The sequence below is a fragment of the Qipengyuania gaetbuli genome (genome assembly GCF_020524765.1).
GTDB classification, from domain to species: Bacteria; Pseudomonadota; Alphaproteobacteria; order Sphingomonadales; family Sphingomonadaceae; genus Qipengyuania; species Qipengyuania gaetbuli_A.
Genome location: NZ_JAIVLR010000001.1, coordinates 1 through 21,338, shown reverse-complemented (window position 1 = coordinate 21,338; position 21,338 = coordinate 1). Strand labels below are relative to the sequence as shown.

The following is a 21,338-nucleotide window of genomic DNA, read 5'->3' as shown; positions in this document are numbered from 1 at the left end:
GTAGGGTGATTTGACACCGCGGCGTCAGGGATCCTCGGTGTTTCGCCAAATCGCCCAAGTGTTGCCTCTGTATTCATTCGCTTCTGGCAACTCGCACTGGGTTTGTCTCAACATGGCTAAGAGCGTTAAAAACCGCTTCGTATCAAATGAGATTGGCAACCTGGAAAAAAGGCTCCTAAGGGAGCAAAGACTGTTCAATATGAACATATAATCAAGCCAGTTTGATGATTGCGCTGCGGGTGGATGCGGCAGCGTATCAAGGTGATTCGGAGCAAAAAATTGTCAGCGCCATTCCTTTCTCCAATTGTTCGGCGCGGGTTAGTGCATTCATTGCGTTTCGAACTCGCATTCGTGTTGCTATTCGGCGTTACATTTCCGCTTGTGGTGCTTGCATTTTTTGATGGTGGTCGACCCGTTGGCCCGGTGGAAACCTGGGCTTGGCTCACTCAGCCCGGCGTAACCAATTCATTGGTTGGAAGTGGCGTTTGTGCCTTGTTCTCGATCGGCATTTTAAGGCGACTACGCTACCTTCCAGGGGTAGCGGTAGCTCGATCAATCTTGCCGGTAGTTGCACTCATGTTCGGTGTGATGATTGGCGTGATCGCTGGATTGAGGTTGGAATATTACAACAAGCTGATTTTGTCGTGCTTTTTTGGGGTGCTTTTGGCGCGATTTGCAATTACGGCAATGCGAAGCCGTGCGAAGGGGTTGCTTTACTATGTAGTACCTGGCGGTCGGTCGGATCTGATCTTTCAAATCAAATCTGCACCGGTTTGCATGCTCAAGTCGGCGTCGCTCGCGGGTTTACCTGATTGCGCAATCGTCGCTGATCTTCATGCGGATCTCGGAGAAAAATGGGAGCGGTTCTTAGCGGACGCTGCGATATCCGGTCGTCCGATTTACCATTACAAGCAGGTATGGGAAGCTGAGACCGGGAAGGTTCAAATAGACCATCTCTCTGAGAATAATTTCGGGGCACTTCTGCCCAGCTTTTCATATCAGAAATTGAAGCGCGCGATCGACTTGGTGTCTGCTATTGCGGTGTTGCCGATAGCCATTGCGATAATTGGTATCTGTGCGATCCTGATAAAGCACGACAGCCCGGGGCCTGTTTTTTTTCGCCAGCGGCGGATGGGCTTTCGCGGTATGGAATTTGACGTACTAAAGCTGCGCACAATGACCCATGGGCATAATGGTGGGGTCCGTGACCTCTCCATAACCAAGTCAGGCGATGCGCGGATCACGAGAATTGGTGGCTTCTTGCGCCGCACTCGCCTCGATGAGCTCGCCCAAATCTATAACATCCTTCGGGGCGAGATGAGTTGGATCGGCCCGCGGCCGGAAGCGGTGAGCCTCTCGAAGTGGTATGAGAGTGAAATTCCATTCTACCGTTATCGTCACATGGTTCGGCCGGGTATCAGTGGCTGGGCTCAGGTGAACCAAGGTCATGTGGCCGAGATCGACGAGGTCGATGAGAAGCTCCAATACGACTTCTACTACGTCAAGAATCTTTCATATTGGCTCGATCTTGTTATTGCTTTGCGCACCGTGAAAGTGGTCTTTTCCGGATTCGGAGCAAAATAGAAGGCCCTGGTCGCAACTAGTGGTCAATCACGTACTAGCTAGTCGCAGGTCTGCGCATCTGACGAGAGAGCGTGTCGCCTTTCCCATGATGTCGATCAATAACCAAGCTCTCTCAGCGGGGGCCAGTTTATCTACTATGCCTGTAAAGTTCACCAAGGGGCCGTCGCAAACTTGGACCTCATCGCCAACCGCGAACTGATCGAGCCTCTGTATGCAACCGTGGGAATCGCAGCATTCCAGCAATTGGTTGATGATTTCTGGAGGTACAGGCGCAGGGCGGGCCCCGAAACTTACCAGTCGGGATATGCCGTAAGTTGAATGGATGGCGCGCCAAGGGGAAGCGCGGGCATCGTCCCTAACGAAGATGTATCCGGGGAAGTACGGAACTTTCACCTGAATCAGTTGCCCATTTTTGTTCTTCGTCCTTCGTTCCATGGGAAGAAAGGTTGCAAACCCTTGCTGGGCCAAGTTCCGTTCGGCAATTGAACCGCAGTTCGGCTTCAATTGCGCGAGAAACCATGCTGATGGCGAGGTGCTGTTCATTCTGAGGGGCATCACTTTAAGATATTGAAACGCCACGGGAAGTCGCGCATTCTTCGCAGAGATGCTCTGACGAAAGGGTTGGGCGTAGCGGTTTGTCGGAAAAATCCAAATTAGTGTTGCGTTTGGCGTGGGTATTGTTACCGCTCAATATTGAACGATGCAATGGCAATGCCACATCGTCGGCTCCATTACGTCCCGGCTTGGTGCGTGCCAGGCTTGGTGCGGTAGCTTGCGCATTATCAATGCGTTCTCGTAAGGCGGATCTGCAGGAAGATGCTCGCTTCCGGGTTTTGCGGCTTTTGGAAGCCAAGCCAGAAATGTCACAGCGCGAACTTGCCGAGGCGGTCGGGATCAGCGTCGGCGGCGTGCATTACGTCCTGAGTGCGCTGGTGGAAAGGGGTCTGCTCAAGCTGGGAAACTTCAGTGCGAGTGACGACAAGCGCCGCTATGCTTACATTTTGACGCCCAAAGGGCTCGCCGAGAAGGCCGCGATCACGAAAACATTTCTCGCACGCAAACTCGAGGAATACGAAGCTTTGAAGCGCGAGATCGAGGAGTTGAAGGCTGAGATCAACGCAGATGAGCGCGAAGATCGGCAGGACGTCCGGTCGCGCAAGGGGCATGGGTGATCACGGTGCCGCACGGGATTTCGAGAGTTTGCGTTATCGGGGGTTTGGGGCTTTCCCGGATGCTCTTGGTTTGTCGGTGTCCGGAACCCAAGCGATGGAAGCTTAGTTGCAAAACACCCCCTCAACGTTAAGGGCACGCCCGAATATTTGCTGCATTCAATGAAACGCGACGCAAACAACGCAAATTAGCACCTCAGGAGACCTAGATGCTAACCGGATCTACAATTCTTATTACCGGCGGAACCGGTTCGTTCGGAAACACATTTGTCCCAATGACACTCGCCAAATATAATCCCAAGAAAATCATTATCTTTTCCCGCGACGAAATGAAGCAGTGGGAAATGGCGAAGCTGTTTGACGACGACAATCGCGTCCGTTTCTTTATCGGCGACGTACGAGACAGAGAACGGCTTTACAGGGCATTTTCTGGCGTGGATTACGTTGTCCATGCGGCCGCCACGAAAATCGTGCCAACGGCCGAATACAATCCATTCGAATGCATCAAAACGAATGTTAACGGCGCGATGAACGTGATCGATGCAGCGATCGACAAGGGCGTAAAGGGGGTAGTGGCACTCTCGACCGACAAAGCCTCCAGCCCCATCAATCTCTACGGCGCTTCAAAATTAGCGTCGGACAAATTGTTTGTCGCAGGCAATGCCTATTCTGGAGAGCACGCGACCCGCTTCAGCGTTGTTCGCTACGGTAATGTGATGGGGTCGCGTGGCTCGGTCATCCCTTTCTTCATGTCAATTCGGGATAACGGCACCCTGCCGATCACTGATAACCGGATGACACGGTTCATGATTAGTCTCGAGCAGGGTGTGGAATTGGTGTGGCATGCCTTCGAAGACATGGTCGGCGGGGAAATCTATGTGAAGAAGATTCCGTCAATGAAGGTGACAGACATCGCCCACGTTATCGCGCCAGAAGCGAGGCAAGAAGTCGTCGGTATTCGCCCAGGTGAAAAACTGCACGAGCAGATGATCGGAATTGAAGACGCACCCTTCACCTATGAGTACGATGAGCATTTCAAGATCCTACCTGCGATCAACGATTGGGCGGTCGACGAGACGCGGATAAAGCAGGGGCAGAAGGTGGCTGAAGATTTCTCCTACACGAGCGAAAACAATCCCGAGTGGATGCCGCTCGATGCGTTGGCCAGCTGGATTGAAGCGAACCACAAGAAGATTGGGGCAATATAGTGATACCCTACGGCCGCCAGAGCATTTCGCAACAGGACGTGGACGCCGTTGTTGAGATACTCAATTCTGATTTTCTTACCCAAGGCCCCGTGGTGGCTCGCTTCGAGCAGTCTGTCGCAGATCGAGTAGGTGCCAGATATGGGGTGGCTGTGAACTCCGCGACATCTGCGCTTCATATCGCTTGTGCGGCGCTGGGCCTTGGGCCCGGTGACTTGTTGTGGACCTCCCCGATTACCTTCGTCGCTTCTGCCAACTGTGCCCGATATGTCGGTGCAGATGTCGATTTTGTCGACATCGATCCCGACACGTTTAACATGTGCCCAAAGGCGCTGGCCGCCAAGCTGGAACAGGCGAAATCCGCCGGACGGCTCCCCAAGATCATCGTTCCGGTTCACATGTGCGGCCAGTCGACTGCCACCCGGGAGATTGCTGAGCTGGTGCATCCCTACGGTATTCGTATCATCGAGGATGCAAGCCATGCCGTAGGCGGTAGTTACCTCGGCCAGCCAATAGGCTCATGCCGGTATTCCGACATTACCATCTTCAGCTTTCACCCAGTAAAAATTATCACCACCGCCGAAGGCGGAATGGCGCTTACCAACGACGCGGAACTTGCTGCCCGGATGGAGCGATTGCGTTCCCATGGCATAACGCGCGACCCTTCGTTGATGACCCATGAACCAGATGGACCCTGGTACTATCAACAGATCGACTTGGGCTGGAATTATCGCATGACCGAGATGCAAGCGGCGCTCGGCATTAGCCAGCTGACTCGCTTGTCGGAATTCGTTGATCGCCGCAACGCGTTGGCCGAGCGCTATGATGCCCTGCTTGCCGATCTGCCGTTGCATCTCCCAGGACGGCTGGAGGGAGCGCGCTCGGCGTTTCATCTCTATGTTGTTCGGCTGCAGGACGAAACGCGCCACTGCGCGATCTTTGAGGCGTTGCGGGCGGATGGCATCGGGGTGAACTTGCATTACATCCCGGTGCACCTTCAGCCTTACTACAGGGATCTTGGTTTTGCAGATGGCGATTTTCCGATTGCGGAGGATTATTACGAGCGGGCGATCAGCATTCCGCTTTATTCAGGCATGACCGAAGCGGATCAGAACTTGGTTGTTGAATCGATACGATCGACCTTTGTGCCATGACGGTTTGTGTCATTCCTGCGCGTGGAGGGTCCAAGCGGATTCCGCGGAAAAACATCCGCGAATTTCTGGGGAAGCCGATGATTGCATGGTCAATCTCAGCGGCCAAGGAGGCTGGCTGCTTCGAAAGAGTTGTGGTCTCAACCGACGATGATGAGATTGCAGAAATAGCTTCTGCAGTAGGCGCTGAAGTTCCGTTTCGCCGTGACCCATCACTTTCAGACGACACGACCACGACAGCACCCGTCATTGCAGATGCGGTATCTCGATTGGGCGTGATGCCTGGCGAACCAATATGCTGCCTTTATGCCACAGCGCCTTTTGTACGAGCTGACGATCTCGTGGAAGGGCTGGAGATCCTTGAAGGTCAGCAAGCCCGCTTTGTTGTCTCGGTGACAAGTTACGCTTTTCCCATTCAGCGGGCGCTTCGAAGGTTTGGGGATGGCCGAATCGAAATGATCGAGCCCGCAAATATGCTTACGCGGTCTCAGGATCTGGAAGAGGCGTGGCATGACGCAGGGCAGTTTTATTGGGCCCGGGCGTCCGAGTGGTCAAAACCGGGGCTCGGAATCTTTGCGCCGGGGGCTCATGGGATGACGCTTCCCCGCTACCGGGTGCAAGATATCGACACCGAAGAAGACTGGGTGCGAGCCGAATTCCTAATGTCGGCGCTATTACAGCAGGCTACATTCCACGATTGAAAAATGAGCAAGATTTGCTTCATTGAGAACCGGGGCAAAACGCAGTTCTGGGCAGGCATAGCCAATGTCTTGCGTAAGCGCGGACACAATATTGGCTGGATTGTTCAAAATCACGCCTTCACACCGCGAGGAGCCGTTGCAGCTGGGGATGTTGTGATAGTCATCCCTTACCCTAAGGCGGAACAACTGACTGAACCCGCAGAAGAGCTCGATATCTTACTTTCTGCTGATAGAGGGCGGCGCCACTTTGGGAACGGCAACTCGCATTACTCTTACTACGCGATGCAGATTGAGCGATCTCTTGACGCCTTTGGTCCTGACGTGGTGATCGGCGAGGCTACGCTATTTCATGAACAAATAGCAGTTAGAGTCTGTCGCCAACGGGGCATTCGTTTTCTGCACCCCAGTATGACCCGATACCCCCCTGATAGGTTTATGATATTAGAGGGAGATACTCAGAATCCGTTGGGTGGGAGCGGCGATCGTTGGCCTCATGACCGGACGTTGGAATTCATAAGGTCAGTATCAACGGGTAAGACTATTCCAAGCTACATGCGCAAGCTTGATCGCATGCGTAAACTGCGAGCAACCAAGGACGCGGCGTTTGGCTGGGCAGCCAGGCTTGCTGGCGAGCGCTACAATACGCCATCGTTTTCGCGCAAAATGATCCTCAGTCATTTGCTTCGAAAACGGATTGCACAATGGACAGCCATGGCGCGACCAATTGCTTCGAATGAGCTTGCATTGCTTTATCCTCTGCAGATGCAGCCTGAAGCAAACCTCGATGTATGGGGGCATCCATTTTCCGAACAGGTTGTAACCCTTAGGGAGATGTTGCGGGCTACCCCGAGGCATGTCAGCGTTGCGGTTAAGGCAAATCCCAAAGCCAAGTATGAGCTCACAGATGAACTCATTGAGTTGGCATCTTGTGAATCGAGACTGGTGCTCCTGCCTCTTAATTTCAGCATGGCAGATGCGCAGGCCCAAACCCTGGGGACTTTGACCGTGACTGGCACCGTGGCGTTCGAAGCCGTACTCGGTAAAGGGAGGTGCATTGCATTGAGGCACCCCGTGCTCAAATCAGAATTTCCAAATTTTCACGCCGACTCAATAGCTGATGGTGTAGCGCGGCTGATTGAACAGCCTGAAGCTGGCATTGGTAATGAGGCCTCCGCAACAAAGTTGATGGATTACTTCGTCCGAGTTTCTTACCCCGGCATAGTCAACGAACCGCTTTTCGATCGTCGCGCAGTTGACCCTCAAAACTTAGAGCTGGTAGCCAGTGCAATTGCTTCGGAAATTGAAGCCTAGGCAACATGGTGTCCTTTAGAAAAAGCGAGATAGCTGCGGCGCCCCGAGGATTGTGTCGATGACGGGTCGCGTTCTCTTCAGAACAGACGCATCTCTGGAAATCGGCACCGGCCATATCATGCGATGTCTCACCTTGGCTGACGGGCTGGCAGGGCAAGGATCAGAGTCGCTCTTCTTGTGTAGGGAGCATCCCGGCCATCTCGCGGACTTGATCGTTTCTCGAGGCCATAAAGTGAAGTGCTTAAGGCGCCCCCTGGAGCCTATCGAAATGCTTGGTGCGCAAGTCCCGCCACACGCGGCGTGGTTGGGGGTGCCATGGCTAAAAGACGCATCAGAAAGTGCGCGATATATTGCTGAATACAGCCCTAGTTGGGTAGTTGTAGACCACTATGGGCTAGATCATCGTTGGCAGGACGTTGCGGTAACAAAAAGCTCTAAGATCCTGGTGATCGATGACCTTGCCGATCGCCAACATTCTGCGGATCTGTTGTTGGACCAAAACCTTGGCCGCCAGAAAGGCGACTATGATCATCTTGTCCCGTCAGGCTGTTGTCGTTTGATAGGTCCAGACTATGCTCTCTTGCGCCCTCAATTCGCAGCATCGAGAGAACAAACTTTAGAGCGCCGCGAGGCTGCACAAATATCTCATATTATGATCTCGTTGGGCGGCGTTGATCGCGATAATGTGACGATGAGAATTCTCGACATGCTGGCGAGATTAGAAATCAAATGGCTCGAGAGAATAACGGTAGTCTTGGGGGCGTCTGCGCCATGGGTGGAGCCCGTTCAGGCACGCGCTCGTAGAATGCCTGTTAGTACACAGGTCGTCGTCGGATCGTCGGATATGTCTAGCATAATGTCAGGAGCCGATCTTTGTATTGGCGGTGCGGGTACAACGAGCTGGGAGCGCTGTTGCCTAGGGCTGCCGACTTTCATCGTCACCCTTGCAGACAATCAGCAATCTGCCGCGACGGCGCTACAAGAGGCTGGCGCAGCTATTTCTCTCGGGCGCCCAGAAATGGACGACTTCGAATTGCGTTTCTCTGGCGCCTTTCGGGCGCTTGTGAGTCCAGATGCTTATCGCTCTTTGGCTCGAAAAGCCGCCGCAGTTTGTGACGGCGAGGGGACGTCCCGAGTATTAAAGCACATGCAGGAGCAGGAATGAGGATTGCATTTCTTTGTTCAGACCCGGAGCATCCGGTTGTTCCCCGGTTGAAGGCATGGAAGGAAGATAACGAACTTCTTCACGATGTTGAGATCGCGCATGCGCTGGATGAACTCAGACCTGCCGACATCCTGTTCTTGGTGTCATGCTCCCACCTGGTTTCCGAAGAGCAGCGCGCGAATTTTGGCCGCACAATGGTGCTGCATGCAAGCGATTTGCCGAAAGGCCGAGGATGGAGCCCTCATATTTGGGAGATCCTTGCGGGCGCAAAGGTTCTAACACTGTCGTTGATTGAGGCGGCCGATCCGGTCGATACAGGCGATGTTTGGGCCAAGACACAGTTCGACGTTCCCGAAACCGCATTATTTGACGAGATTAATTCCCTACTGTTTGATGCGGAGCTAAAATTGATCGATGAAGGGATCCGAATGGTAAAGAATGGGGAAAGCCCCTCCCCTCAGGCCGAGGCCGGGAGAACATGGTACCCAAGAAGGAGCCCCTCAGACAGCGAGATAGATTCAGAAAAGTCGATCGCCGAGCAGTTTGATCTACTACGTGTCGCTGACCCCGATCGGTATCCTGCCTTTATGAATTATCGAGGGGCCAAATATAGGATTACACTTAGGAAGATGGACCATGATGAAACATGACGCCAACGCCTCTTACAGGGCCTTGGAGCCCGATCTTCTATCATATTGACCGCTTGGCTCTTGGCTAGTCGCAGCCGTAGCATTTAGCGCGAGCCGCCCGCTTCCGAGACTTTCTCGCTGTCGGTGAGCTCACACCATAGAAAATGGAAGAACTAAGTATGGAAATCGCAGGGCGCCCGATTGGGGCTCAGAACCCCCCCTACGTCATTGCCGAACTTTCTGCTAACCATAACGGAAACTTCGAACAGGCGTTGCGTATTGTCGATGCCGCGAAAGAGATGGGTGCTGATGCTGTCAAGATACAGACCTATCGCCCTGACACCATTACTCTGAACGCCACTAGCGAAGACTTTGTAGTCAAGGGCGGATTGTGGGATGGGCGCACTCTTTATGATCTCTATGATGAAGCCCATACACCTTGGGATTGGCACAAACCACTATTCGAGCACGCCCATAAGATTGGGATTACTATGTTTTCATCTCCGTTCGATACCACCGCTGTCGACCTGTTGATGGACCTGAACGCGCCGGCTTTCAAAATCGCCTCATTCGAAGTGATAGACTTACCTTTAATTCGCTACGTCGCCTCGACTGGCAAGCCGATGATCATTTCTACCGGAATGGCCGACGAGGAGGAGATAGGCGAGGCAGTGGAGGCGGCGCGTGAAGGCGGCTGTAAGGAACTTGCCTTGTTGCACTGTGTTTCGGGTTACCCTGCTCCAGCGTCTGACTACAATCTTGCCACCATACCTGACATGGCGCGTCGTTGGGGCGTACCGGTAGGCCTTTCCGATCACACGCTGGACAACGCCACAGCGATCGCAAGCATTGCGTTGGGGGCCTCGGTGATAGAGAAGCACTTCACGCTTGATCGCTCGGGGGGCGGTCCTGATGACAGCTTCTCTCTAGAGCCGCATGAGTTGAAAGAGCTCTGCAACGGTGTTCGCACTGCCTGGGAGGCGGTCGGGCGCGTAGACTATGGCCGAAAGTCAAGCGAGATCGGCAATGTCACGTTCCGCCGCTCACTCTATTTCGTAAAGGACCTTGATGCCGGAGACGTCGTCACTGCGGACGCAATTCGTTCTGTGCGTCCGGGCTACGGACTGGCACCCAAATACCTGGATGCAGTAATTGGCCGGCGAGTTGCACGAGATGTTACGGCCAATTCGCCTTGTAGTTGGGATGTACTATCGCCCCCCCGCATTCTGGATTGAGGAAGTCAATGCTTCCGACAGGGTTTCAGGCCCAAAAGGCACGAAAATCAAGGCCTCCCAATAACGGAGTCAAGTGGCCGTCTGTCCAAGGCGCGCTACTCCTTTTCGGCTGTCTGACGATCTATGTTTCGGTGTATTTGCGAGACGCAATCGGCCCAAGCCTGACAAATGTCGATGCCACACTATTGTTAGCTAGTGGGGTGGTTGCCATTCTTATCTCAGGCGCCGCAAGATTTTCAAACTACGATGTGATTGTCGCCTTTACTTTTGGAATTCTTGCTCTGATCAATACTTCCATGGCGGGAGGCTTTGCCTTTAGCAATTACCTGATTGCCCCCATCATCGGGCTCATTATTTCTAGATCCTCGAGATCAATGTTCATGTCCTTTATGATCGTCCACGCGATAGTAAGTGTGGTCTTGCAGGCCTATGAGCAAGTGATTGGCGCATACATCTTTGAGGTCGTCGCAGCAGACGGATCTATCTTGGATAACACGCATTTCGCTGGTCACGCGGGCGTAATGAGGGCGAAGGGACTGTTTCAAGGACCCTTGAGTGCTGTCGCTTTCTACATCCTGTTTGCGCTCTTATCCCCAAAAACTCTGAATATCGGTCTCGGCACTATCGGTGCCGTCCTCGCGTACGGCAGGCTGGGAATTATCCTCATGTTTTCGCTTTTCATTGCGCGAATTTTCTCGGCAGCTGGTTCCATTAGGAGATTTCTGATTATTCTGGTTGCTGCAATCTTTCTATATCTCGCGCCGCAAATCATGTCTCTACCCAGCTTCTTTACGGCAGCCTTTGATTTAGCGTCATCAGGTAATTCGGCACGAATTTATTTTTGGCAGGAAAATCTTTCGCATTACCTGAATTATAGCGCAGCAAATGCCGCTTTTGGTAATCTTGGCTATGCAAACCGCGTCATTGGCTCAACTGAGAGTGACTTTCTCAGGATATTGATGGACGCAGGTTTCTTATCACTTTTTGCTTACTTAATATTTTTGATTGGCGCCTTCGCCAAGGCAAAAAAAATAGGGTATGAGAAATCCTTTCATTTTCTTGTGATTGGTGTTGCTATGGCCGTCTTTCCATTCATCCAATCACTCAACGCCGCCATTCTATTTTGGATCTTCATTTGGGGATTCTTTCATGGGCATGAAGGACTTAGACAATGAGGCGCGCCAAGAACCTGAGAAAGGTGATCACCTGCGTACTTTGTCTAATTCTCCCGTCTACACCATTATCTTTATGTTTGCGCCTATTGGGCCATAAGGTAGCGGCCGGAGCGCGAATTGGATTCTCCTTTGTCTATGTCGATCAGTTGTGCCTGGATCGTGGGGCTCGTGTTGGACACTTCTCGCTAGTTTGCGTGAAGCGAGTGGTTTTGCGGCGAGGTGCTTACTTCGGCCATATGAATTTTCTCAAGGGACCATTTGGCGTGATCCTTGGTGAACGTGCTGGTATCGGAAATCGCAATGTCGTGACCCGCGCCCGCTTGGGGGTAAGTTATGGGCCCGCCTATCTTAAGCTTGGAGAGCTAACGAAGATCACTGCGGGTCACAAAATCGACTGCATGAATTCCGTCCACTTCGGTGCTTATTGCACACTTGCTGGCGCAGGCACACAGATTTGGACACACGGATATGTACATTCAAATTGTGGTCCCGAACGCTATCGAATTGATGGGGGTGTGCGGTTTGGCAACAATGTAAACGTAGGCTCCCGATCTATCATTACAGGGGGAGTTACGATTGCTGACGGCATTATGGTGGGCGTTGGTACGACGATCAGCAAGAACCTCTATGAACAGGGGCACTATGTATCGGGCCCTTTGCGAAGAGTGGAACTGCCAGCGGAGCCTGCAACACGTAAAGATATGAAGCGAGTTGTTGCGCAGAACCTAGTTGAAACCGTCTACAGAAAGCATGACTCGATTGCTTAGTATCTTGCGCTTCAGCGCAGGATTTGGCGTCGCGCGTGCCCTGCTTTTCGCGTCGCCTATCGTATTGGCAAACCTGCTTTCATTGGAAGGCTATGGCCAATTTGAATTGGCGCATTCTTATGCCACGATTGGGGCATTGCTGCTGGGTTTTGGGCTTCCGGCGACTGTTCCGCTAATACGTCTGCGCGATGAGGTCGCGGGCCGATGGGACACATTGCTGGGGCTGATCGCGTCCCTGGCAGGGATTAGCCTTTTGGCGGCGGGTCTGGCAGCGGCAGGAATGCGTAGCCTTTATGAGACTCCGGTGCTCGTGCTGCTGGCCATAGCAGTTCTGATTTTGCAGGGGTTTTGGGCTACCTTGCTGAAGACTGATGGGCGCTCGACCAGTGCTGTTTTTGTCGAGGCGGGTTTCTGGGGCGTGGCCGTATTGGGCGCCGGTTTGATCGCCTTAACGGGTAAGTGGCTTCCTGACAGCACGATTACGGTAGCCCTGCTTATCTATGCGGTCGGCCTGATGACGGTAACTTTAGCAAAGCTGGTCCGCGCTCGAACCGGCTCCTTTGACGCAAAGGATCTAAGGCGCAACTTTGAACTGGGAATGCCGCTGATGTTAAGCAGTTTGCTAACTGCTATACTAAGTTCTTCAGGGCGACTAATTCTAGGCCAATCCTCCGGAGTTGAAGCCGTTGGGCTTTATGCTGTGCTATTCAGATCTACAACGATTCCATTAGTCGGGCACCAAATCCTTATCGTAGGCTTTTTTCGCCACATCTTTTCGTGGTCCGAAGAATCACTGCGCCAGCGGCTAACGATAATCGTGCTCGGTGTCAGCGCCATGGCAGCGGCGTTTTGGTTGCTGGAACCCTGGCTGGGTTGGCTGCTGGGGCCGCGCTTTGTCGAAGTCTTTGCGGCCTACCGTGCCGAAGGTCTAGTCTTACTAGTGCAGACAATTCTCTGGTCGGCCATCGCGCTGAACGATCTAATAAATTCACGTTTACAGATCGCTGGGCGCGTTACACTTGTGACCGCGCCGTATCTTTTGATTGGGCTAGGAGCGCTTTACCTATGGGTTTGGAACCATGCCCAGTCAGTCGAGATCAGTGACCTTCTGCATGGCTTCATTCTCGGACATTTTTGTTTGATGGCTGGATTCTATGCGCTGCAATGCGCAGTATCTTGGTGGTTGGGCCACCTCTTCATAAGGCTGTGGTTATCGGTGGCGGCCTGCACCGCAGGGGCGGGCCTATTGATAGCCTTGACTGAGCTTTTCTTATGAAAATTGTTCATTTCGGGAAGTATTATCCGCCTGAATACGGCGGTATTGAAAGCGTCACGGAGGCCTTGGCCGAAGATCACGCTGCCAAGGGCCACAATGTAGACGTAGTTTGCTTCACCCGTGGCGCCGCTTGCATGGAGCGCAAGGGGCGGCTGACCCTTCGGCGGATTAGAGTGTGGGCTGAGAAAGTTTCACAACCGCTTGCTCTCAGTTATGTTCAAGCCTGCATACGCGCGGGGCAAGATGCCGACCTAGTTCACGTCCATACACCCAACGTATTGGCGGCACTGGCAGTTTGTCTGCTCCCACGTCACACACCCGCAATAGTTCATTGGCACGCTGATATTGCAGGAAAAGGAATCATGGGGCGCCTTGTGCGCCCAATTGAAAGGGCCATGCTTCGTCGCGCTAGCCTAGTGGTTGTGACAACCAAGGCGTATGGCGATACCTCTGCGGCGCTCGCCCCCTTCTCTGATCGCATCAAGGTGATACCTATCGGCATTGCTGATCTTGAAAATCCACCGGAGTCCAAGAGTGTACAGCGCCCTTACGTGCTTTTTGTCGGCAGGCTGGTTCCCTACAAAGGGCTAAGCGTGCTACTGGACGCTATCTCAAGGGTCGAGAGCGACGCGGAATTCCGCATAGTTGGTGTCGGACCGCAAGAGACTGCACTAAAGAAGCAGGCTCAACGCCTTGCAATATCAAACCGAGTAACATTCATGGGGCGTGTGGATGAGGCGCGGCTGCAAGAGCAGTTTGCGGGAGCGGCTGTGTTCTGCTTGCCCTCGGTCAATCGACTGGAGGCCTTCGGAGTCGTCCTCCTGGAAGCCATGCGTGCAGGACGAGCTATCATCGCTACTGACATTCCTGGCAGCGGAGTGCCTTGGGTGAATTCTAGTGGTATAAACGTGCCAGTTGAAGATCCGAAGGCGTTGGCTGAAGTTCTGGATTTCCTTCTGGCTGATTCAGAGGAGATTTTTAGATTGGGCGAGAGTGCCCGGGCTCGCTTCGAAAAAGAGTTCTCGCGCGAATTGATGAGCGCACGATTCCTCGAAGTCTACGAGGAAGTGCTAAATCGTGAAACTAAACCTTAGCGAATTTGAGCGACTTCAGCATACGAATATATTTGTGTGATGTTTGCCGAACTCAGCTCCCTAGTTTTCACTTGTTGGCGGGGAGCGCCCTCTCTTACCAAGAAGCCTGCCTCGATCCAGATCCTTGCCAAACGTTGTGCTCAGCCATTTCCAGATAGCGGGCGAGCACATTCACTGATTTCCAGCCGCCCGCGCGCATAATGGCGGCTGTATCAAACCCCCGCTTCAACAAGTCCTGCGCAGCGCCCACTCGCATCGAATGGCCGCTGAAGGATGCGACCTGGTCCGCGCGCAGGCCGCAGCGCTGCGCCGCTTCCTTGATCACCCGTCGCACTGTCGTTGTCTCGAGACAGCGATCGCCTTGCCCTGGTAGATCGGGCAGAACAGCCACTCGATTTCTGGGCCGCGGCGGGAAAGCCATTCCCGAAGCAAGTCGGCCGTGCGCTTTGATGTGAAAGCGATACGCCCCTGGCCGTAGGGATCGGCCTTGCTTCGACGGATCAGCACTCTCAGCGTGCCATCTGCCCGCTCGGTGATATCCTGATTGCGCAGCGCGATCAGTTCAGATCGCCGCGTGAGCAATTCATAGCCAAGCGCCAGCATCGCGCTATTGCGCAGGCCCCACGGGGTATCGGGCTCGCTTTCCAGGAAAATCTCGAGATAGTCGCGCGTCAGTCCCTTGGCCTGGCGCGGGCGAATGGATTTTTGGCGCCGGACCTTGCGCATGGCGAGATTGATGTCCTCGTCATAGGTCGGGTCGGGAAGCCTGATCAAGCGGTGGACCTTGCGGATCGCATAGAGCCGGCGCTGGATGGTTGACGGGGCCTTGGTCTCCCCCTGGTCTTCGAGGAATCGGCAGACGGTTTCGACGGAGGCGGGGAAGGGTTGGATGATACCGTTCTCCACGCACCAGTTTTCGAAAGCCTCGACATCGGCGCGGTAACTGCGCATTGTTGATGGCGCATAGGCGCCCTCAAGGCGCCTGAATTCGGAGCGCCAGTCGCGGCTAGGATAAATGCGTATTTGGTGCATATAACTGCACTTAAAGTGCACCGCCGTACATAAGATGTTGGGTTTTAGCTGTCCTCGCGCAAGCTGTCCCGGTTCATGCCGCCGCGGGCTTGCAATCAGTTGGTATTCCCTTCAGAGGCAGCCCACTAAATTTTCTGCACCATTGAGATTGCAAAGGTCAATAGTATCTGATGGCCAAGGGCTCCAGCCGCCGCTCCCCTTACAGACCGTTTGAAATTCAGTCATCCAAGGGGTGGATCTTGTTAGTGCTCGTCGCCGCTGTGGCGGCCTTCTTCGGGGGGGCTTCAAGGTATGATGCGATCCAAATCGTACCACTGCGCGCCTTGTCGGGCTTGCTTCTAATCCCTGCGCTTTATTATCTCGCATGGCATGACCTTAAGCGAGAGGCGGCGCTCGTCTCTCTCTTTGTTCTATTCGTGATGCTCGTTGGGCTGCAGCTCGTTCCGCTGCCTCCGGATATCTGGCACGCATTGGCTGGCCGAAATGCTATCGAACAACTGGACCGCGCGTGGGGGTACGCCGATGTCTGGCGCCCGCTCTCCTTGACCCCTATGCGAACATGGAATGCCCTCGGCAGCTTAGTCGTTCCCGCGGCAGGACTCCTGATGGCGATTGCCCTTAGAGCAAGGGCCCAGGATCTACTTCGAATTATTGCTGGACTGGGAATTTTGAATGCAGCGCTGGGATTACTGCAAGTGATCTCGGGACGGTCCAGCCCCCTCTATTTTTACGAACTTACCAATTGGGGCTCGGCAGTCGGCATTTTTGCCAATGAGAACCACTCGGCAGTCTTCGCTGCTTGCTCGCTGCTGGTCGTCGCGAGGCTTGGCATAGAAACGCGAATGCATCGGAGCGCGAGATGGTTGAGCATATTCTACCCCGCTTCCTTCTTCTTTATAGTCTTCGTAGCTTTGGTTAGTGGATCGCGTGCGGGGTTTGTCGCATGCTTGGGGGCAGCACTCACCTCAGTAGGAATGATTGGCGTGTCGCCAGCTCGATGGAGTGGAAAATCTACTTCTGATCAACTTAGTCGGTTGAGCGAGCGGCGCCCCTACCTGGTCGCGGCTCTGCCGCTCTTGGTTTTGTCCTTGACCATTTTTGCTTTTATCGCCCTTGGCCGGGCACCCGCCTTCAGCGATATCCTAGCGAAAGACAGTTTTGCAGATTTGCGCTGGTCGATTCTGCCCATCATTTCCGAGATGCTCTCGACACACTGGTTGGTCGGTTCAGGGTTCGGCTCCTTTGAACAAGTTTACCACATCTACGAGCCATCGGAACTTTTGATGCCACAGTATGTGAACCAAGCCCACAATGACTGGTTGCAATTCGTCATTGAAGGCGGGGTTATGGCGGGGGCCTTGTTGGCTGGATTGACTGTGTGGCTGGTAAAATCCATATTGAGAATATTTCGTGGCCGAGCGGGGCCTTTTTTAGGAATTTTCTGGATCAGCATATTCAGCATAATCGGCGCAGCGTCGCTAGTGGACTATCCCTTGAGAACGCCAATCTTTCAGCTTGTCCTGATTTGGCTCCTGCTGGCTCTCTCGCGCGATTATCGTGACGCGGAAGACACATGAATCGCCGGGACAATCCTTCTGAGCGATAAACTGACTTTCTCGGCGTCAGAAATGCGCTAATGCGCCCAGCATGAAAAGAATACGTGTTGTGAGAGAATTGAGAACGGGTTTTGCCGGCCTAGCGGCCGCTATCGCGTTGTCAGGGTGCGCGACCGACCGTACCTACGGTAACGCGCCGGGGATTGAAATAGCGCAGCTTGAAGAATTGCCTGCGCCGCAAATTGAGAACCTATATGTCATAGGTCCCCAAGAGTCTTTGGAAATTGAAGTTGTTGGTGCAGAGCGGCTGAGCGGTACATACCTCACCGATGGGCTTGGGCGCATTTCTTTCCCTTTGCTGGGTGTACTTGAGATAGACGGTCTTGCGCCCAACGAGGCAGCGGACTTGATTGCTAATTCCTTACGGGGAACGTATCTTCTGAATCCTGAAGTGCGTGTATTGCCCAGCGAGCTTCCGCCACGAACAGTTTCGGTGGGCGGGCAGGTAAATAAGCCGGGAGAGTACCCTGTCCCCGTTAGGCAATCACTATTGCGAGTTGTGAACCAGGCTGGTGGGCTTGCGGAATACGCTGATTTGCAGGATGTTCTGGTTTTGCGCACAGTTGCGGGCCAGCGCTACATAGGGGCCTATAACATCCAAGCTATTCAGCGCGGTAATTATGCCGATCCAACACTTTATCCCAATGACATTGTCATCGTGGGGGATTCTCCCGCAAGGAGACGACTTGATAATATTTTGCGCTTTGCGCCCTTGCTTTCGACCTCAGCAATTTTGATCGATAGGATTGGGCGATGAACAAAGTTGATTTCGCAGCGCCTGGGGTGTTGGAGCAGAATGCCAAGGTTCAGGCCTCCGATAACGAAATCGGTGATAACGCCTCCTTCGCGTTGGACCTAGAGCGCTACTGGCATGAGGCGCTCGATTTAAAGTATTGGCTTGCCGGGATAATCGCGCTGGGCGTTTTGCTTGGCGTCTTGGTTACTCTCCTCGCCACACCTGTATACATGGCTAAGTCACGGTTGGAGGTGTCGCAGGTTACGGCCGATGTCACTAATTTGGATTCTCTCGACTCAGACGGACTGGTCTCGGAGTTGCAGTATCTCAACACTCAGTACGAGCTATTGGTCTCGCAGTTCATGGCTAAACGCGTGCTGGAAGCGGGCAACTTGTCCCGAGATCAAGAATTTTTGGAAGCCTTCGATTTTGATGAGGATTTAGATCTCAATCGTTCAATCGAAAGGGCGCTCCTGGAAAACATCAGTATCGACCCTATTACCCAGTCAAGTCTGGTTGATGTGAGGTTCTCCAGCCCAAGTCCTACTGTTTCGGCGGAGATTACGAATTTATGGGCGCAGGAGTTCGTGGCCGCCAATTACGAGAAACGTTTCGGGGCTAACATTGAGGCCCGCGATTTCCTGCAAAGTCAAATCGCTGAACTCAGAGACCGGTTGGCGCAGTCTGAGCGAGAGCTCGTTGAATACGCGAATGCAAACGAAATTCTCGTGCTCAATTCGGGAGAGGATTCCGGAGCTGAGAGCGCTGGGCAAACACTTGTTGGTGCCGATTTGCAGGCTCTGAATACAGCGCTTGCCGAGGCAGTGGCTGATCGAGTCAGTGCGCAGGCTGCGGTAGTGGCGGGTGAGTTTGCTGGGAATGATCCTCGTAACGAACTTCTTACGAAACTGAGTGAGGCGAAAGCAGAGCTTGCGGTGCTGCGATCCAACTATGGTCCGGAATATCCGGAGGTCGTGGAAAAGCAGGCTGAAGTAACCTCATTGAATTCTGCAATTTCGAACGGCGCTCGTGCATCGCTTCAAGGGGCTCGCGTCAGGGAGGCTGAACTGCGCGGACAATTGGAAGAGGCCAAGCGGCGCTTTTTGGGTCAGCAAGGGCAGGGCATTAGCTATGGTATCCTCAAGCGCGAAGTCGATACAAACCGTGAGATTTATGCTGCATTGTTACAACGCTTCAAGGAGCTCGAGGCGTCTGGCGCTGGACAAAATAATATCCAGATCATCGATCTGGCGGAAGCGCCCGATAAGCCTTATGCGCCGTCGCTAATTCAGAACCTCCTGATTGCCATAGTGGGTAGTTTAGTTATCGCTGGGGGCTTGGTATATCTGCGCGTTGCGCTCAGCCAGACCTTGCAAGATCCAGAAGATGTCCGAAGGCGACTTGGCATACCTCTCCTGGGCGCCATTCCACGTAATGACGACGGGCAAATGGCTGACAAGGTCGCAGAGCGATCTTCTGAGATTAGCGAAGCGTACACTACAGTAAGGACGAATATAAACTTCCTCACCCCTCAGGGTGCGCCACAAGTGTTGATGTTCACTTCATCTGTCCCGGCAGAAGGAAAAAGTATTTCAACGTTAGGAACGGCTGCGAGCTTCGCCCAATTGGGTAAGCGTACACTGCTCATCGATGCCGATCTTCGGAACTCCAAACTTCGGAATACTCTCGGAATTGAGGATTACGACAAGGGCGGCCTAACTGCGCTGCTAACCAACCAGAAATCTGATTTGGCGTCGCAAATTATAACCCTCAGTGAGTTTGGGTTTGATATGCTTCCCATGGGGCATACTCCGCCCAACCCGGTAGAGCTTCTGGCGGGAGAGCGGTTTGCACAAATCATCGAGGCAGCTAGAGGCTCATATGATCAGGTGCTGATCGATGGCGCACCGATGCTCGCGCTGGCAGATGCTATTGAAATGTCCAAAGCCGTGGACGGGGTAATATTTGTGATTGAGACTGAACGGATCAAGCTCCGTGGCATCGAAAATGCACTTGGTCGGCTGATGCGATCCGGCGCCCAGGTGTACGGCGCGGTCGTGACCAAGGTGAGCCAAAAGAATTCCGCATACGGTTACGGCTACGGCTACGGCTACGGCTACGGCTACGGCGAGAGTGGAAAAGTTGAAAAGGCATAAAGACAGGCTAGGTCCCATTCATGAAACTCGCCAAACCTTTCAGGTTTTCCGTTGTTAGCCTTGTATGTGTTCTCTTGGCTGCTGGGCTTGGCTTCCAGTCTGCTGGGATAGCTTTGACAAGCAAAGCGCCAGCAACTGCAGCCAACCTGTTCCCGCTGAATGGTTTGGCGCAAGAGAATTTTGCTTCCGATGCGTTCGCATCTTCCGTCGCGTTTTCAAAGGAACCGGAGGCAGCGGCGCGGAGCGTGGAGGTGTGGGCCCGGTCGTCCTATTTGAGGGAGCCTCTCACTCCGGAATCGCATGCAATTCTCGCGCTTGCTGAAGCTCAGGGAAGGCTGCGCACTGAAATCGTCAATCTCGCTTCGCGGTTGAATCGTCGTGAGGCAAGCCTTCAAGGTTTAGTTCTTCAAGAGCAAGTCTTGGCGGATAATTACCCAGGTGCAGTCGGCACGATAGACGAAATTCTCCGTGTTCGCCCTTCAAGGTCTACAGAACTTTTTCCGGTCTTGATAAGAGTATTTATACAAGATGGAGCGGTAGAAGAATTTTCACGAGTAATCGACGGGTCTTCTCCTTGGCATCAACGTTTTCTCAGTTATGCAATCGGACAATCAGAGGCGCTTCAAAATCTTGTCGAACTGCGTTCGCGACAGTCATTTGGCGACCAGGAGCTTGACAAGGCCTTGTTGCGCAATTTTGCCTCAGAGGGTGATCTTGATGCCTCTTTCGCCTTATATCGCCAGCTATCCGAGACGGCCCATGGCGGAAGGACTAGACAAGTCTTGAGGTGGGTATCTACCTTCGAGCCCTTCGACTGGAGGTTTATCGACACCGCTGATTTTCGAGCGCAGAAAAGCCAAGAATCTGAGGAGCTCGAGCTTTACATCCGGCCTGGAAATGGAGGGCAGTTTGCCGAACGGATTATAGAGGCCCCTGATACTCCGTTTTCCATCTCCGCATCGCATCGGATTTCCCCCAGCAGCCTCTCGAACGATGTAAAAATCGTCGTGACTTGTGCGGATAGCGACGAACCGATCTCGGAAGCGGGATTTCGTCAAAGCGGATTATCACTCTCAGTCAGTGAAGTTCCATCGGCTTGTCAGTACGTTAAGCTCGCCCTTCTCGGGCGGGCGTGGTCCGGTCAATCTGCTCTGAGGGGAGCCATTTCTCCTTTGACAATCTCCTCGGCAAAGTGACTGTTCTTTTGTTCATAACCGTGATCTGCCCCCTTCTGAGTGGCCCATTTTCTATTTTAGAAATGGCCACGAAGGAGGAATGGAATGGCAAGAAAGCACAAGCCGGAGGAGATCATCGCCAAGCTGCGTGAGGCGGAGAT

General features: G+C 53.3%; 20 protein-coding genes. 17 read left to right on the top strand and 3 right to left on the bottom strand.

Going from position 1 to position 21,338, the window contains the following annotated elements:
- Positions 1-243 precede the first annotated feature (243 nt).
- A complete protein-coding gene (locus tag LC083_RS00095; RefSeq protein WP_226698686.1) occupies positions 244-1,584 on the top strand; it encodes a sugar transferase in 1,341 nt (446 codons plus the stop codon).
- Positions 1,585-1,611: 27 nt separating this feature from the next.
- On the opposite strand, the gene nusG is transcribed toward LC083_RS00095, so the two are convergent.
- On the bottom strand, positions 1,612-2,127 hold the full coding sequence (nusG, locus tag LC083_RS00090; RefSeq protein WP_226698685.1) for a transcription termination/antitermination protein NusG: 516 nt from the start codon (positions 2,125-2,127) through the stop codon (positions 1,612-1,614).
- A gap of 242 nt (positions 2,128-2,369) precedes the next feature.
- On the opposite strand from nusG, the gene LC083_RS00085 reads away from it, so the two are divergent.
- The 12 genes from LC083_RS00085 (at position 2,370) to LC083_RS00030 (ending at position 14,462) form a co-directional block, all read left to right on the top strand.
- Entirely contained in the window at positions 2,370-2,756 is a 387-nt protein-coding gene (locus tag LC083_RS00085; protein WP_226698684.1) for a MarR family EPS-associated transcriptional regulator, read from the top strand.
- A 206-nt stretch (positions 2,757-2,962) separates the two neighbouring features.
- On the top strand, positions 2,963-3,961 hold the full coding sequence (pseB, locus tag LC083_RS00080) for a UDP-N-acetylglucosamine 4,6-dehydratase (inverting) (RefSeq protein ID WP_226698683.1): 999 nt from the start codon (positions 2,963-2,965) through the stop codon (positions 3,959-3,961).
- On the top strand, positions 3,961-5,112 hold the full coding sequence (gene pseC / locus LC083_RS00075; protein WP_226698682.1) for a UDP-4-amino-4,6-dideoxy-N-acetyl-beta-L-altrosamine transaminase: 1,152 nt from the start codon (positions 3,961-3,963) through the stop codon (positions 5,110-5,112). The genes pseB and pseC overlap by 1 nt, the downstream gene beginning before the upstream one ends.
- Positions 5,109-5,810, top strand: coding sequence for a pseudaminic acid cytidylyltransferase (pseF, locus tag LC083_RS00070; RefSeq protein WP_226698681.1), 702 nt, complete (start codon positions 5,109-5,111; stop codon positions 5,808-5,810). Before pseC ends, pseF begins: the two co-directional genes overlap by 4 nt.
- Before the next feature lie 3 nt (positions 5,811-5,813).
- Positions 5,814-7,121, top strand: a complete 1,308-nt coding sequence (locus LC083_RS00065) for a hypothetical protein (RefSeq protein WP_226698680.1) — start codon at positions 5,814-5,816, stop codon at positions 7,119-7,121.
- Positions 7,122-7,179: 58 nt separating this feature from the next.
- Positions 7,180-8,286, top strand: coding sequence for a UDP-2,4-diacetamido-2,4,6-trideoxy-beta-L-altropyranose hydrolase (gene pseG / locus LC083_RS00060; protein ID WP_226698679.1), 1,107 nt, complete (start codon positions 7,180-7,182; stop codon positions 8,284-8,286).
- A complete protein-coding gene (locus LC083_RS00055; protein ID WP_226698678.1) occupies positions 8,283-8,936 on the top strand; it encodes a formyltransferase family protein in 654 nt (217 codons plus the stop codon). The genes pseG and LC083_RS00055 overlap by 4 nt, the downstream gene beginning before the upstream one ends.
- A 158-nt stretch (positions 8,937-9,094) precedes the next feature.
- Positions 9,095-10,150 (top strand): pseudaminic acid synthase, encoded by a 1,056-nt coding sequence (gene pseI / locus LC083_RS00050; protein WP_226698677.1) that lies wholly within the window; start codon positions 9,095-9,097, stop codon positions 10,148-10,150.
- Between the two features lie 8 nt (positions 10,151-10,158).
- Complete coding sequence (locus LC083_RS00045; protein ID WP_226698676.1) at positions 10,159-11,325, top strand: hypothetical protein; 1,167 nt, start codon at positions 10,159-10,161, stop codon at positions 11,323-11,325.
- On the top strand, positions 11,322-12,092 hold the full coding sequence (locus tag LC083_RS00040; RefSeq protein ID WP_226698675.1) for an acyltransferase: 771 nt from the start codon (positions 11,322-11,324) through the stop codon (positions 12,090-12,092). Before LC083_RS00045 ends, LC083_RS00040 begins: the two co-directional genes overlap by 4 nt.
- A complete protein-coding gene (locus LC083_RS00035; RefSeq protein WP_226698674.1) occupies positions 12,076-13,368 on the top strand; it encodes an oligosaccharide flippase family protein in 1,293 nt (430 codons plus the stop codon). The genes LC083_RS00040 and LC083_RS00035 overlap by 17 nt, the downstream gene beginning before the upstream one ends.
- Positions 13,365-14,462 carry a glycosyltransferase gene (locus LC083_RS00030; RefSeq protein WP_226698673.1) on the top strand — a complete coding sequence of 366 codons (1,098 nt, stop codon included), beginning with the start codon at positions 13,365-13,367 and terminating at the stop codon, positions 14,460-14,462. The genes LC083_RS00035 and LC083_RS00030 overlap by 4 nt, the downstream gene beginning before the upstream one ends.
- A gap of 94 nt (positions 14,463-14,556) precedes the next feature.
- Here the strand turns inward: LC083_RS00030 and LC083_RS13945 are convergent, their stop codons facing one another.
- The gene (locus LC083_RS13945) at positions 14,557-14,787 is read right to left on the bottom strand and encodes a tyrosine-type recombinase/integrase (protein WP_319003406.1); all 231 of its coding nucleotides are present in this window, start codon (positions 14,785-14,787) and stop codon (positions 14,557-14,559) included.
- Positions 14,784-15,494 carry a tyrosine-type recombinase/integrase gene (locus LC083_RS00025; protein WP_264187012.1) on the bottom strand — a complete coding sequence of 237 codons (711 nt, stop codon included), beginning with the start codon at positions 15,492-15,494 and terminating at the stop codon, positions 14,784-14,786. The genes LC083_RS13945 and LC083_RS00025 overlap by 4 nt, the downstream gene beginning before the upstream one ends.
- A gap of 170 nt (positions 15,495-15,664) precedes the next feature.
- Here LC083_RS00025 and LC083_RS00020 point away from each other — a divergent pair, with 170 nt between their 5' ends.
- The 4 genes from LC083_RS00020 (at position 15,665) to LC083_RS00005 (ending at position 21,198) form a co-directional block, all read left to right on the top strand.
- Positions 15,665-17,071, top strand: a complete 1,407-nt coding sequence (locus tag LC083_RS00020; protein ID WP_226698672.1) for an O-antigen ligase family protein — start codon at positions 15,665-15,667, stop codon at positions 17,069-17,071.
- Between the two features lie 70 nt (positions 17,072-17,141).
- The gene (locus LC083_RS00015; RefSeq protein ID WP_226698671.1) at positions 17,142-17,867 is read left to right on the top strand and encodes a polysaccharide biosynthesis/export family protein; all 726 of its coding nucleotides are present in this window, start codon (positions 17,142-17,144) and stop codon (positions 17,865-17,867) included.
- A complete protein-coding gene (locus LC083_RS00010) occupies positions 17,864-20,002 on the top strand; it encodes a GumC family protein (RefSeq protein ID WP_226698670.1) in 2,139 nt (712 codons plus the stop codon). Before LC083_RS00015 ends, LC083_RS00010 begins: the two co-directional genes overlap by 4 nt.
- Before the next feature lie 20 nt (positions 20,003-20,022).
- The gene (locus LC083_RS00005; RefSeq protein WP_226698669.1) at positions 20,023-21,198 is read left to right on the top strand and encodes a hypothetical protein; all 1,176 of its coding nucleotides are present in this window, start codon (positions 20,023-20,025) and stop codon (positions 21,196-21,198) included.
- Positions 21,199-21,338 lie beyond the last annotated feature (140 nt).

What these genes read in the sequence shown, in the direction of transcription:
- pseF (WP_226698681.1), top strand. Translation starts at nt 5,109, where the DNA reads ATGACGGTTTGTGTCATTCCTGCGCGTGGAGGGTCCAAGCGGATTCCG.
- nusG (WP_226698685.1), bottom strand. Translation starts at nt 2,127, where the DNA reads ATGAACAGCACCTCGCCATCAGCATGGTTTCTCGCGCAATTGAAGCCG.
- pseG (WP_226698679.1), top strand. Translation starts at nt 7,180, where the DNA reads ATGACGGGTCGCGTTCTCTTCAGAACAGACGCATCTCTGGAAATCGGC.
- LC083_RS00065 (WP_226698680.1), top strand. Translation starts at nt 5,814, where the DNA reads ATGAGCAAGATTTGCTTCATTGAGAACCGGGGCAAAACGCAGTTCTGG.
- LC083_RS00005 (WP_226698669.1), top strand. Translation starts at nt 20,023, where the DNA reads ATGAAACTCGCCAAACCTTTCAGGTTTTCCGTTGTTAGCCTTGTATGT.
- LC083_RS00040 (WP_226698675.1), top strand. Translation starts at nt 11,322, where the DNA reads ATGAGGCGCGCCAAGAACCTGAGAAAGGTGATCACCTGCGTACTTTGT.
- pseI (WP_226698677.1), top strand. Translation starts at nt 9,095, where the DNA reads ATGGAAATCGCAGGGCGCCCGATTGGGGCTCAGAACCCCCCCTACGTC.
- LC083_RS00045 (WP_226698676.1), top strand. Translation starts at nt 10,159, where the DNA reads ATGCTTCCGACAGGGTTTCAGGCCCAAAAGGCACGAAAATCAAGGCCT.
- LC083_RS00025 (WP_264187012.1), bottom strand. Translation starts at nt 15,494, where the DNA reads ATGCACCAAATACGCATTTATCCTAGCCGCGACTGGCGCTCCGAATTC.
- LC083_RS00030 (WP_226698673.1), top strand. Translation starts at nt 13,365, where the DNA reads ATGAAAATTGTTCATTTCGGGAAGTATTATCCGCCTGAATACGGCGGT.
- LC083_RS00020 (WP_226698672.1), top strand. Translation starts at nt 15,665, where the DNA reads ATGGCCAAGGGCTCCAGCCGCCGCTCCCCTTACAGACCGTTTGAAATT.
- LC083_RS00035 (WP_226698674.1), top strand. Translation starts at nt 12,076, where the DNA reads ATGACTCGATTGCTTAGTATCTTGCGCTTCAGCGCAGGATTTGGCGTC.
- LC083_RS00055 (WP_226698678.1), top strand. Translation starts at nt 8,283, where the DNA reads ATGAGGATTGCATTTCTTTGTTCAGACCCGGAGCATCCGGTTGTTCCC.
- LC083_RS00085 (WP_226698684.1), top strand. Translation starts at nt 2,370, where the DNA reads ATGCGTTCTCGTAAGGCGGATCTGCAGGAAGATGCTCGCTTCCGGGTT.
- LC083_RS00010 (WP_226698670.1), top strand. Translation starts at nt 17,864, where the DNA reads ATGAACAAAGTTGATTTCGCAGCGCCTGGGGTGTTGGAGCAGAATGCC.
- pseB (WP_226698683.1), top strand. Translation starts at nt 2,963, where the DNA reads ATGCTAACCGGATCTACAATTCTTATTACCGGCGGAACCGGTTCGTTC.
- LC083_RS00095 (WP_226698686.1), top strand. Translation starts at nt 244, where the DNA reads ATGCGGCAGCGTATCAAGGTGATTCGGAGCAAAAAATTGTCAGCGCCA.
- LC083_RS00015 (WP_226698671.1), top strand. Translation starts at nt 17,142, where the DNA reads ATGAAAAGAATACGTGTTGTGAGAGAATTGAGAACGGGTTTTGCCGGC.